Annotated in this window: 9 protein-coding genes; 3 read left to right on the forward strand and 6 right to left on the reverse strand. The window is 72.5% G+C overall.

Going from position 1 to position 12,122, the window contains the following annotated elements; all coding sequences use genetic code 11:
- Positions 1-36: 36 nt before the first annotated feature.
- The 5 genes from IFT36_RS01470 to manA form a co-directional block, all read right to left on the reverse strand.
- A complete protein-coding gene (locus IFT36_RS01470) occupies positions 37-1,452 on the reverse strand; it encodes a DUF5719 family protein (protein ID WP_159825352.1) in 1,416 nt (471 codons plus the stop codon).
- Positions 1,445-4,276: a glycosyltransferase family 2 protein gene (locus tag IFT36_RS01475; protein WP_200412247.1), complete on the reverse strand. Its 2,832-nt coding sequence runs from the start codon at positions 4,274-4,276 to the stop codon at positions 1,445-1,447. Before IFT36_RS01475 ends, IFT36_RS01470 begins: the two co-directional genes overlap by 8 nt.
- Positions 4,277-4,443: 167 nt before the next feature.
- Positions 4,444-4,776, reverse strand: coding sequence for a WhiB family transcriptional regulator (locus tag IFT36_RS16230; RefSeq protein WP_173151170.1), 333 nt, complete (start codon positions 4,774-4,776; stop codon positions 4,444-4,446).
- A gap of 185 nt (positions 4,777-4,961) precedes the next feature.
- The gene (gene galE / locus IFT36_RS01485) at positions 4,962-5,921 is read right to left on the reverse strand and encodes a UDP-glucose 4-epimerase GalE (RefSeq protein ID WP_056046313.1); all 960 of its coding nucleotides are present in this window, start codon (positions 5,919-5,921) and stop codon (positions 4,962-4,964) included.
- A gap of 116 nt (positions 5,922-6,037) precedes the next feature.
- Positions 6,038-7,204: a mannose-6-phosphate isomerase, class I gene (gene manA, locus IFT36_RS01490; protein WP_192123201.1), complete on the reverse strand. Its 1,167-nt coding sequence runs from the start codon at positions 7,202-7,204 to the stop codon at positions 6,038-6,040.
- 155 nt (positions 7,205-7,359) lie between these two features.
- On the opposite strand from manA, the gene IFT36_RS01495 reads away from it, so the two are divergent.
- The 3 genes from IFT36_RS01495 (at position 7,360) to IFT36_RS01505 (ending at position 11,253) form a co-directional block, all read left to right on the forward strand.
- Entirely contained in the window at positions 7,360-8,556 is a 1,197-nt protein-coding gene (locus IFT36_RS01495) for an acyl-CoA dehydrogenase family protein (protein WP_056046317.1), read from the forward strand.
- A gap of 61 nt (positions 8,557-8,617) precedes the next feature.
- Positions 8,618-9,937: an O-antigen ligase family protein gene (locus IFT36_RS01500; RefSeq protein ID WP_200412248.1), complete on the forward strand. Its 1,320-nt coding sequence runs from the start codon at positions 8,618-8,620 to the stop codon at positions 9,935-9,937.
- Positions 9,934-11,253 carry an exopolysaccharide production protein gene (locus tag IFT36_RS01505; RefSeq protein WP_200412249.1) on the forward strand — a complete coding sequence of 440 codons (1,320 nt, stop codon included), beginning with the start codon at positions 9,934-9,936 and terminating at the stop codon, positions 11,251-11,253. Before IFT36_RS01500 ends, IFT36_RS01505 begins: the two co-directional genes overlap by 4 nt.
- 64 nt (positions 11,254-11,317) lie before the next feature.
- Here IFT36_RS01505 and IFT36_RS01510 read toward each other — a convergent pair whose 3' ends face one another.
- Positions 11,318-12,109 (reverse strand): polyprenol monophosphomannose synthase, encoded by a 792-nt coding sequence (locus IFT36_RS01510; protein WP_192123192.1) that lies wholly within the window; start codon positions 12,107-12,109, stop codon positions 11,318-11,320.
- Positions 12,110-12,122: the final 13 nt, after the last annotated feature.

Raw genomic sequence — 12,122 nt, forward strand, 5'->3', positions numbered from 1 at the left:
CGCGCGACGGGGTCGTCGGGGTGTGTGCCCCCGACGTCAGGGGTAGACGGTCACCGGGGTGGACGCCGGCAGCGGCGAGGTCACCGGCCAGGCGGCGACGGCTCCGGGGGCCGAGAAGCTGACGCCCGCGCGCAGGTCGTCGGCGTTCCCGAGCCGGACGGCGTCGCCCCGTTGCACGTCGACCCCGACCGTGGACCCACCGGGTACCTCGACGTCCCGCTCGTCGCCGTCGCCCACCGTGACCTCGGCCGTGACGGCGTCCTGGCCCGGGTTGGCGAGCCAGAGGCGTCCGCCCTCACCGTCGGGCACGACCACCTCGGTGTCACCGGAGAGACGGGGCGACGAGGCGGCCCAGCTGAGGTCGACGCCTCCCGCGTCCGCGGCGACCGTGGAGGTCCGGGCGGCCACGGCCACGGCCGTCGACGACCGGACGGTGGCCGTGTAGACGCCGTCCTCGAGCCCGTCGATCGGGACGTCGGTGACGCGCCCGCCTTCGACCCGGGTCTCGAACGAGGTGCCGGTGCCGTCGTCGGTGGCCAACGAGACGCTCAGCTGCGAGGGACCCTGGCCCGGGACGAGGACGCGCAGCACCGACTGGAGGTCGGAGGACGACGGGTCGGCGAGTGCTCCCTCGAGGTTGGCGGAGTCGCGGACGACGATCCCCGTGACGACCGACTCGCGAGACGGCGCGGCCGAGCCGGTCACGATGTCCACCCCACCCGGTTCGAGGGTGCGGACGACGCTCTGCTGGAGCGTGGCGACGATCTGCCCGCCGCGACTCGACACGTGGACGGCCGGCGAGACGAGTCCGGTCGCGAAGCCCGAGAGCGGAACCACCTTCTGGCTGCGGGGCGCGACGACGATCCCGTCGATTCCGGGGCCCTGCACCTCGCCGGTCTCGGAACGGATGTCGAGGTCGACGGTGGCGTTGACGTCGCTGGGGTTGACGAGGCTGATGAGCGACACGCGTCCCGTCTCGGTCGAGCCGCCGATCAGCCAGGTCGAGCTGGTGGGCTCGGTGCAGGGTGCCGAGGCGAAGCCGCGCAGGTCGCCCTCGTCGACCGACTGGCTCTGGGCGGCCGCGACGAGGGGCACGTCGGCGCCCTCGACGGGTGCCGTGACCACGGACGGTCGCGAGTCGCTGCCGTCGGCACCGGCGAGCTCGTCGACGTCGACGTCGCCCTCGCTCGATTCCCGGGCCACGGCCGCTCGACCCACCGAACTCGCGGTCGTGGCCTGCTGCCCCTCGGCGTCCGAGAGCTGCAACAGGGCACCGGTGCAGACCCGCTGCTGGTCGACCGGCACGGGCGTCACGAGCTGCCCCGCCGGCACCGTCTCGAAGGAGGGGAGGCGGACGACCGTGGCACCGCCGACGACCGCGGCGGCGACGGCCAGACCGACGACGCCGACCGCGACGCGTCCCGTCGTGGAGAAGACCGATCGCTTATTCATCTCGCTCCTCGTCGAAGGTCGTGGCGGGCTGCTCGGCCTCGGGCGTCCCGGCCCGGGATCGACGTCGTCGCGGCGACGTCGGGATGGCGAGCAACAGGGCGGAACCGAAGACGAGTCCCCAGCTGATCAGGACGATCGGTCGCAGCGGTCCCGCAGCTGGACGCGCCTCGCGCTCGTCCTGCGCCTCCACGTAACGCCAGAGGAGGCCGTTGGACGTGTCACCCACCGGCAGGAAGTCGGCGTCGGCGTCGAGCGCCTCGCCCGCACGCTGGCCGAGTCGGTCGGCGTCGCCGTCGTCGTCGGTGGCCGTCAGCAACACGAACCCGACGCCCAGTCGACGCAGGTCGTCGGTCGGGTCGAAACCGCTGCGGCTGACGAGGTTGCCGGCCAGGACGGTGAGGTCCTCGTTGACCGAGGTGAGGCGTGGGGCGGTCGAGTCGAGCGTCGACTGGTCGTCGAGCGTCGCTCCTTGACCGTGCTCGAGGGACACGGCGAGCGAGCCGTCCGACTGGGGCGTGAGGACCAGCGTCCCGACGTCGGGTGTCGCCTCGGCCTCGGCGGTGACGTAGGCCGACAGGATGCGCCCCGAGCTCGGACGGACGTCGGCCACGGGGCCGAACGACGCGATCACGGTGGGGGCCGCTGCGGCGACCGCCAGCACGGCGACCAGGGTGCCGACCGGCGGGGCGACGCGGGGCAGTCGGTCGAGGGTCACGGCCGCGGCGCCGACGAGCCCCAACAGGTAGAGGCTCAGTCCGCTGCCGGCCCAGATCGTGGTCGTGTCGCTGCCGACGCCCGTGACGGACACGTGGGTCGCGGCGACGGCCGTCAGGTAGCCGAGCAGGGCGAGCGACAGGGCGGGGACCGCGCGGCGCTGCGAGCCGACGAACGGCGAGGCAACGGCGAGCAGCGCCAGCGGGGCGATCGCGACGGCGACCAGGACGGCGAGCGTGGCGGACGAGAAACCCGTCCCGGCGATCAGTGCCGTCCAGCCGTTGAGGCCCGTCTCGGGGGACGTGAGCAGCAGCTGCAGCGGTGAGGCCGGGTCCGACCTCGTGGGGACCCCGGGGTCGGCGAACACGGCCCACCAGGTGCCCCGCTGCAGCTGGGCGACGACGAGGGGGGCGAAGAGGGCGAGCGCGGGCAGCGGCACCGCGACGAGGCGATGGGTGCCGCGGGGGCGGCTGACGATCGACCCGAGCCAACCGACGAGGAGGGCCGGCACGAGCGAGGGAGCGGCCGCCGCGACGACGGCGAACAGCAAGGAGGCGGTGGCCCCGGCCGTCCACGACCTCGCGGCCCCGATCATGGCCCAGACGAGGAACGGCAGCGCCACGTGCGCGAGGACGGCACCGAGGTGACCGGACTGCAGACCCGAGAGCAGCGGGGACGAGAGGGCGTAGAGCGCGGCGGCGACGGCCGGCACCCAGGTGCGGCGGGTCACGCGGCGGGTGGCGAACCACGCGCCCAGCGCGGAGAGCGGCAGGGCCACGAGGTAGACCCCGAGGACCGCGGTCGACGGCGACCAGGGCGTCAGGCTGCCGAGGACCGCGACGAGCGCGGCGAACGGGTCCGAGGGGCCGAGGAACCCGGTGCCGATCTCGCGCCAGCCGTAGCCCACCGACGACCAGAGCTGACCCACCGAGGTGCTGAGCGGCAGGAGTCCCCCACCCGTGACGGCCGGGTTGGCGAGCAGCGGCAGGAACGCCACCACACCGACGACGGCGGCGACCAGCACGACCCAGAGGCCGCCCGAGTGGACGAAGCTCGCCCGGGGGTCGGGTGCGTCCTCGACGCCGGCGACCTGTGCGTCACGCTCGGTGACCCGTCGTTCTCGGAGCATCGCGCGGGACGCGCGCAAGGGCTCCACCGAACTCCAGCCGACGCTCTTGGTCCGGGCGAGGGCCCGACGAGCCGATCGCACGTGCGAGCCGCCGAAGGCAGCACGGAACGCGGTGGCGAACTCGCCCACCACGGCCCCCGGGTTCTTGGTGAGCAGGTGCCAGACGCTGCGCACGACCGCCAGCGGCACCAGGCTGAGCCAGTGCAGCGGCAACAGGGCGGCCGCCGAGTAGACGAGGCGCCGGTGCAGTTGGGCGGCACGGTGCAGGCGCGCCCGGCGGGCGTGCCCGACGGGCCCGTGGCCGAACTCCTCCGGCGGTCCGGCACTGTCGACCTTCGCGTCGGGCACGAGGACCACGCGGTGACCGGCGAGGCGGGCACGGATCGAGAAGTCGAGTGCGGCGTCGACGTGCGGCAGCGCGGGGTCGAAGCCGCCCAGGGCGGTCCAGACCGTGCGACGGACGAGCATGCCCCCCGCCGCGACGCCGAGCACGTCGTCCGTGACGTCGTGCTGGCCCTGGTCGAGTTCGTTCTCGACGCGGGCGAGCGAGGCGCCGTACCGGGTGACGGTCTCGCCGAACTCGGCGATGACACCGGGCTGGCCCCACTGCATCAGCTTGGGGCCCGCGACCGCGACGGAGGGCGACACCTCGACGGTCGTCATGAGGCGCTCGAGCGCCTCGGGCGCGGGTGCGTTGTCGTGCCCGAGCAGCCAGACCCACTCGTCGGGGTCCCCGTCGCCCGGGTCGGAGAGTCGCACGCCGTGCGCGGCGGCGGCGCCGAACGTCTTCGCGTCGGGAAGCGAGGCCAACTGGGCGGCGCCGCTCAGCGACAGCCGACCCGCGGCCGAGTCCTTGCCGCCCGTGTCGACCACCACCAATGCCTCGGGGGGCCGCGTCTGACGCGACAGTCCGTCGAGGGTTCGGTCGAGGTAGGTCGCTCCACCAGGGGCGACGAGGATCGCTGTGACTCTCGGCTGCATGACTCGTGCAGCCTAGGTCGCACCGGCGCGGGCACCGGCTCGGCGCGCCGACGCGACGGGCGAGACGTGACGACCCGCGCCTCCTGGTCCCCGCGACCTCGGGCCATCACGACGGAACGGCACCGACCCGGAGGGGTCGATGCCGTCGGAAGCCGAGGAGGCGCGGGTCAGGCCCGCTTGCGGAGCTTGCGACGCTCGCGCTCGGACAGCCCGCCCCAGATGCCGAAGCGCTCGTCGTTCTGCAGGGCGTACTCGAGGCACTGGGCCCGGACGTCGCAGGAGGCGCAGATCTTCTTGGCGTCGCGCGTGGAGCCGCCCTTCTCGGGGAAGAACGCCTCGGGATCGGTCTGGGCGCAGAGCGAGTCCGCCTGCCAGGCCAGCTGGTTCTCGTCGTCGGCGACGATGGTGCGCGACGACGATCCGATGCCGGGGACGCCCAGCTGGATCGGGTCGACGTGCCAGTCGTCCGGGACGCCGGCGCGGTTCTCGTGGATGCCCACAGCGCATCTCCCCTCGTGTCGATCGCCCGTGAATGTACGCGACAAGGTAATTACACCGGTGTCATTACCCATCCGTCAAGTCGAGGGCCAATAAACCCTCCACCCCCCGATCAGGGGCAAGGGAGCCCCGGCGTGTCGGGGGACGTTTCGACGGGAACGGGTGATGTCGGGTACGTGGCGGACGGTCAACCGCGAGGCGCGGCCTGCCAGGCGCTGGTGACCATCTCGAGCAGCGTGTGCCGCATCTCCCAGTCGAGGTCGCGCGCCGCCAGGCTGCCGTCGGCGACGATGCGGTCGGGGTCGCCGGGACGACGCGGGGCGATCTCGGGCGTGAAGTCGATGCCGGTGCCCTCGCGCATCGCGGTCATGATCTCGGCGACCGAGACGCCGCCGCCCGAACCGAGGTTGTAGGCCGGCTCGACCGGCTCGCCCGCGTCCAGTCGGCGGGCCGCCGCGACGTGCGAGACCGCCAGGTCGGCGACGTGGACGTAGTCGCGGACGCACGTCCCGTCGGGGGTGTCGTAGTCGTCGCCGTTGATGCGCGGGACGCGGCCCTCGGCGAGCGCGGCGAAGACGAGCGGGAAGAGGTTGTGCGGGCTGGCGTCCCAGAGGTCGGGCCGACCCGAACCCACGACGTTGAAGTAGCGCAGGCTGGTGTGGCGCAGGCCCTCGGCCACCCCCTGGTCGCGCAGCAGCCACTCGCCGATCAGCTTGCTCTCTCCGTAGGGCGACGCGGGTGCCTTGGGCGTGTCCTCGGTGACGAGTTCGGTCGGCGGCGTGCCGTAGACGGCCGCGCTGGACGAGAACACGATCCGGTCGACGCCCCGGCTCGACATGGCCTCGAGGAGGCGGGCGGTCCCCGTGACGTTCTGGTCGTAGGTGTGCAACGGCCGCTGGACCGAGACCCCGGCGTACTTGTAGCCCGCGACGTGGACGACGCCGGTCACGCCGTGCCGGTCGATGGTCTGCTCGATCAGCTCGCGGTCGAGGAGGGAACCCCGGACGAACGGGACGTCGGCGGGCACGAAGGCCTCGAGGCCGGACGAGAGGTCGTCCAGGACGACCGCGTCGATGCCCGCCCCCGTGAGCTCGCGGACGACGTGAGAACCGATGTACCCGGCACCGCCGGTGACCAACCATGACATGGGGCCAACCTATCGGGTGCCCGACGGGTCACGGGTGCCAGCACGAGCGCCGGGTGGGGCGCGCGGAGCCGGACGTCACGCGGAGCGGACGGCTCCACCCGGCCGCTCGGCCCGGCTCAGGCCGGCGTCGCCACGTAGGCGGTGCCGCCGCCGGTCATCGCGAGTCGGACCTCGTCGGGGGTGACGAACGCGGACTCGCCACGACCGAGCCGGATGGTGCCGTCCTGACCCTTGACGTGGACCTCTCCGGCGGTGACCAGGACGATGCTCGGACCGCCGATCTCGACGACGGCGCCCGGGCCCTCGGCGTCGACCCGCAGCATGGCGAATCCCGTGCCGGGAGGCGCGAAGCGCTCGACCCCCCGGGCGACCGTGGTCGGGTCGAGACGGGGGACGGGCAGTGGTTCGAAGTCGAGCACCTTCAGCAGTTCGGGGACGTCCACGTGCTTGGGAGTCAAGCCGCCGCGCAGCACGTTGTCGGAGGGCGCCATGAGCTCGACGCCGAAGCCGCCCAGGTAGGCGTGCACGTTGCCGGCGGGCAGGAACAGCGCCTCCCCGGCACGCAGCGTGACCCGGTTGAGCAACAGCGAGACGACCACGCCGGGGTCGCCGGGGTAGCGCTCGGCCAGGTCGACGACCGTGGCGATGCCCGCGCCGTCCGCCCGGTGGGCGGCGGCGAGTTCGCTCACCGCCGCGATGGCCGCGGACGACTCGTCGTCGCCCTGGAAGAGGAAGGCCAGGGTCGACCGCAGGGACTCGCCCAGGTGTCGGCGGAGCAGGTCGAGGCGCCCCGAGCCGTCGTCGAGGAGGTCGAGGTCGGCCAGGGTCCGGGCCGGCTCGCGGAACCCGCAGAGGGCGTCGAAGGTGTCGCTCAACGCCACGATGATCTCGGGCTTGGCCGAGGAGTCCTTGTAGTTGCGCTCGGGGGCGTCGAGCGGGATGCCCGCGGCGTCCTCGCGCGCGAAGCCCTCGCGGGCCTGCTCGGGGGTGGGGTGCGCCTGGATGGACAGCGGGCCGTCGGCCGCGAGCAACTTCAGCAGGAACGGCAGGTGGTCCCGGTCGCGGCCGAGCGCCCTGCCCGGCTCGGCGGCGAACCAGTCGGCGAGGGTGTCGGCACCACCCACGACCGCCGGGGCGACGACGACGCTCGGCGAACCCGGGTGCGCACCGAGCCACAGCTCGGCCTCGGGGCGGCCGCTCGGTCGACGACCGAGCAGGTCGGCGATGGCCGTCGTGGAGCCCCAGGCGTAGTCGCGGGGCGTGTTGGTGATGGCGAGGAACATGGCTTTACCTGCTTGTCGGAGGTCGTGCTTGGTCGCCCCCTACAAAGCGGTGAGGTCGACGACGCCGGGGCGTTGATCAAAGCTACCAACCCCTTGGCGGCGGCTGGGGCGCTGCCTAGGCTCCTGTCGTCCCGACACGAAGCAATGGAGCACGGATGTCATCAGCGACCCTCACCTCGTTCACCTCCCTCGTCAGCGACTTCTACGGTTACGAGGACCTCCTCTCGGACCGCGAGAAGGGCGTGCTGGCCGACCTGCGGCACTACCTCGAGACCGAGGTCAAGCCCGGGGTGAACCGCCACTGGGCCGACGCGACCTTCCCGCACGAGATCGTGAAGGGCCTCGCCGGCCTGGGCCTCTTCGGCATGCCGTGGGAGGAGACGCGCCCGTTCGAGAACTCCGCCGTCTTCCGCGGCTGGGTCGCGCTCGAGCTCGCGCGCGTGGACGCGTCCGTCGCGACCTTCGTCGGCGTGCAGAACGGACTCGCGATGGGCTCGATCGGCGTCGGCGGCTCGCCCGAACAGCGTGCCGAGTGGCTGCCCCGCATGGCGAGCGGTGACCTGGTGGGCGCCTTCGGACTGACCGAACCGCTGTCGGGGTCCGACTCGGCCCAGGGACTCCGCACGATCGCCACCCGCGACGGCGACGACTGGGTGCTGAACGGCTCCAAGCGCTGGATCGGCAACGCCACGTTCAGCGACATCACGATCATCTGGGCCAAGAGCGCCGAGGACGGCCAGGTCAAGGGCTTCATCGTCCCGACCGACACCGCCGGCTACACGGCGACCAAGATCGAGGACAAGCAGAGTCTCCGCATCGTCCAGAACGCCGACATCACCCTCGAGGACGTGCGCGTGCCCGAGAGCCACCGACTGCAGCAGGCCGATTCGTTCCGCAGCACGGCGGCCGTGCTGCGCCTGACGCGGGCCGAGGTCGCCTGGGCGGCCGTGGGCAACTCGATCGGCGCCTACGAGGCCGCCCTGGCGTACGCCAACGAGCGCGTGCAGTTCGGCAAGCCCATCGCCAAGCACCAGCTGATCCAGGACCTGCTGGTGAAGTGCATCGGCAACATCACCGCCTCGATCGGCATGGTGGTGCGGTGCTCGCAGATGCTCGACGAGGGCACCCAGCGCGACGAGCACGCCTCGCTCGCCAAGGCGTTCACCACGGCCCGCATGCGCGAGACGGTGGGGTACGCCCGCGAGGTCATGGGCGGCAACGGCATCGTGCTCGAGTACGACGTGGCCCGGTTCTTCGCCGACGCCGAGGCGCTGTACAGCTACGAGGGCACCCGCGAGATGAACACCCTCATCGTGGGCCGCAGCATCACGGGCCAGGCGGCGTTCGTCTGATCCGGGAGGGGCGGCCCCCGGTCGCTCCTCCGCGCCTCCCCCGTCGTCTAGCCTGGTGCCCATGACCACGACGTTGCCCGCGCGGCCCGCCCGGACGGCGCCGACGCGCGGAGCCACGACGTTCGCGACGCTGGCGTTCCTCGTGTTGTTCGGTGGCGACGTCCTCCGCAACGGCACCGGCTGGTGGGGCTGGGGGGCGGCCTGCGTGGCGATGGTCGTCGCCGCCGTCGTCCTCGTCGTGCGGCATCCGCCCCGGGTACGGACCCTCCCGCGCCTCCTCGTGCTCTTCCTGCTCTTCGCCGTCGTCTCGATCGCGTGGTCGCAGTACCCCGCCGGCTCGGCGATCGGCATCGTCCTCACGCTGATGACGACCGTGGGCGCCCTGGCGGTCACCGTCGTCGCCTCGTGGCCGACCATCGTGACCGCCCTCGGACGGGCCTTGCGCATCCACGTCGTGGCCTCCCTGCTCTTCGAGGTCGTCGTCGGACTCGTCGTCCGCCAGCCGGTCTGCCCGGTGTACCTGGACTGCACGGGTCGGCCGGCGGCGTGGTTCTGGTCGCGCGACGTGCTCTTCGAAGGCGGTCGCATCCAGGGGCTGCAGGGCAACAGCAACATCCTCGCGATCATCGCCCTGCTCGCCCTGATCGTCACGGCGGTCCAGGCGGCGGACCGGTCCATCGGTCGCGGCACGGCGGTCGTCGGTCTCGTCACCTCGCTGCTGGCGCTCGCCCTGACCCGGTCGGCGACCGTCGCGGTGGTCGCGGTCGCCGTCGGCCTCGTGTCGCTGCTGGTGGTGGCGACCCGACGCCGCGAGCCCGGCCGCCGGGGTCCCGTCCTCGGCGTGGCGGCGCTCGTCGTGCTGGCGGCCGTCACGGTGGTCGTCCTCGCCCGAGGCCCGCTGCTCGCGCTGCTGGGGAAGAGCGGCGACCTGACGGGTCGCACCGACATCTGGTCGGCCGTCTACGACCTCGGCGTCCAGCACCCCGTCGTGGGCTGGGGTTGGGTCAGCTACTGGTTCCCGTTCGTCGAACCGTTCACCGACCTCGCCGAGCGCAACGGCGTGGTCTACCTGCAGGCGCACGACGCGTACCTCGACGTCTGGTTCCAGCTGGGCTGGATCGGCCTCGCGTTGTTCGGGCTCACGATCGTCGGCGTCGTCCTGAGATCGTGGTGGTGGGCCGTCGACCGCCGCATGCTCTCGCGCGGGGTCGCGGCGCCGTGGTCGGCCCTCGACCTGTTGCCCTTGCTGCTCGTGACGGCCCTGCTCGTCCACGGGTTGACCGAGTCCCGGCTGATCGTCGAGTGGGGCTGGGCCACGTTCGTGGTCGTCGTGCTCGTGACGCGCCGCGACCCCTTCGGCTGGACGGGCCACGACCGGTGACGTCCGGCCACGGCCACGGGTTCGACCGCAGCCGCGATCCCCTGCGCCGGTACCTCTCGGCCTGGATCGGCTTCTCGGCCGGCGGGCACTTCTCGCAGGCACTCTCGGTCGCCATCGTGCTCTTCGCGTTCTCGACCCAGTCGGTCCGCGCCCTGATGGGGTGGCCGGGCTCGCTCGCCGTCCTGGGCACCCTCGTGGTGCTCGCGACCCTCTCCCTGGTCGGTGGCCGACACCACATCGAGTGGCACGGCATCCTGCCGGTGTCGCTCATCGCCCTGTTCGGCTTCATGGCCCTCAGCGTCTTCTGGAGCGAGTACACCTGGGTCACCGTCGGCGGTGTGGCCTACGCGGTCGGGTTCGGCGCCCTCGGGCTGTACCTGGCCCTGGGCCGCGACCTGGTCCAGGTGGTGCGGGCCTTCGGGGACGCGCTCCGCATCCTGCTCGTCGTGTCGCTGTCGCTCGAGGTGCTGAGCGGGCTGCTGATCGACCAACCGATCGCGTTCCTCGGAATCCAGGGCAACCTCGCCGCGGGCGGTCCGATCCAGGGCATCTCGGGCACCCGCAACTACCTGGGCTTCCTGGCGACGCTCGCGGTCATCACGTTCGCCGTCGAGTTCCTCACCCGGTCGGTCCCTCGGCGGCAGGCCGTCGCCTCGGGCGTGCTCGCCCTCACGGCGCTCGGTTTCGCCCGCTCCCCCGCGACGGCGATCGCGGTCATCGTCCTGATCGTGGCGGGAGTGGCGCTCGACGCGCTGCGCCGAGCTCCCGAGTCGAGACGGTCGCTCATGCAATCGGTCTTCGCGGTGATCGTGGTGCTGGGTGGTGGACTGGCCTACGCGGGTCGCTCGCGCCTCCTGGACGCGGTGGACGCGACCAACGACCTGTCGGTGCGGTCGCTGCTCTGGGCGCGCATCCGCGAACTGGCCGCGGTTCACGACATCGTCGGGTGGGGCTTCGTCGGGCAGTGGCCGACCGGGATCTTCCCGTACTCGACGATCATCGCGCCGAGCGGCCGACCGCACGAGACGGGGCTCAACGCGTTCTTCGACATCTGGCTGCAACTGGGCCTGGTCGGCGGGTTGCTCCTCGTCGTGGCCGGCACCCTGGCGTTCGTGCGCAGCTGGATCACGGCGTCGGGTCACCCGATCGTGGCGTACGTCTGGCCGGCGCTCGTCCTGGTGCTGATCGGGGTCACCGCCGTCGCCGAGAGCTTCGTGTTGTTCGAGGGAACCCTGATGACCTTCGTCGCCATCGCGACGATCGCCGCCCGCAAGCGGTCGTGGCGGTCACGGCTGCCGCAGGCGAACCGCCGCTAGGAGGCGCGGCTCGGTCGGGTGCCGTCGCAGACGTCGGTCGCCGGTCGCGACCCGGCGCGCCGCTTCAGTCCTCGACGACCCAGCGCGGCCCGGGGCGGTTGCCGAGCAGGGTCTGCAGGCGGCGTCGGAAGCCCCACTGCGTGACGCGCAGCATGGCCTCGACGACGATGGCCTGGCTCATCTTGGACTCGCCGAGCTCGCGTTCGCGGAACTCGATGGGCACCTCGACGACGCGCCCCCCGCCGTCGAGGACGCGGAGGGTCATGTCGACCTGGAAGCAGTACCCCTTCGAGTCGATGCCCGTGAGGTCCATCGCTTGCAGCGCCTCACGGGTGTAGGCCCGGAACCCCGCCGTGACGTCCTTGAGCTGCAGTCCGAGGGCGAGGCGGGCGTACAGGTTGCCGCCCCGGCTCAGGACCTGGCGCGAGACCGGCCAGTTGATGACCGAGCCGCCGGGAACCCACCGCGAGCCGATCGCGAGGCTCGGCGTGCCGGGGCCGGACGCGCTGACCAGGGCGATCATCTCGGGCAGCTTCTCGGGCGGGTGCGAGCCGTCGGCATCCATCTCGACGACGACGTCGTAGCCCCGCTCGAGGCCCCAGCCGAAGCCCATGACGTAAGCGGAACCGAGCCCGAGCTTGCCCGTGCGGTGCATCACGTGGATGCGGGGATCGGTGGCGGCCATCGTCTCGGCCAACTCACCGGTGCCGTCGGGGCTGCCGTCGTCGACCACGAGCACGTCGATCTCGGGGGCCGCGGCGAACAGGCGCCCCAGGATGAGCGGGAGGTTCTCGACCTCGTCGTAGGTGGGGAGGACGACGAGGGCGCCGGCGCCGGTGTGCGCGGAGGAGGTCATGCGATCGGGTGGC

Origin of the sequence: Frigoribacterium sp. CFBP 13605 (genome assembly GCF_014839405.1) — a bacterium.
Classification (GTDB): Bacteria; Actinomycetota; Actinomycetes; order Actinomycetales; family Microbacteriaceae; genus Frigoribacterium.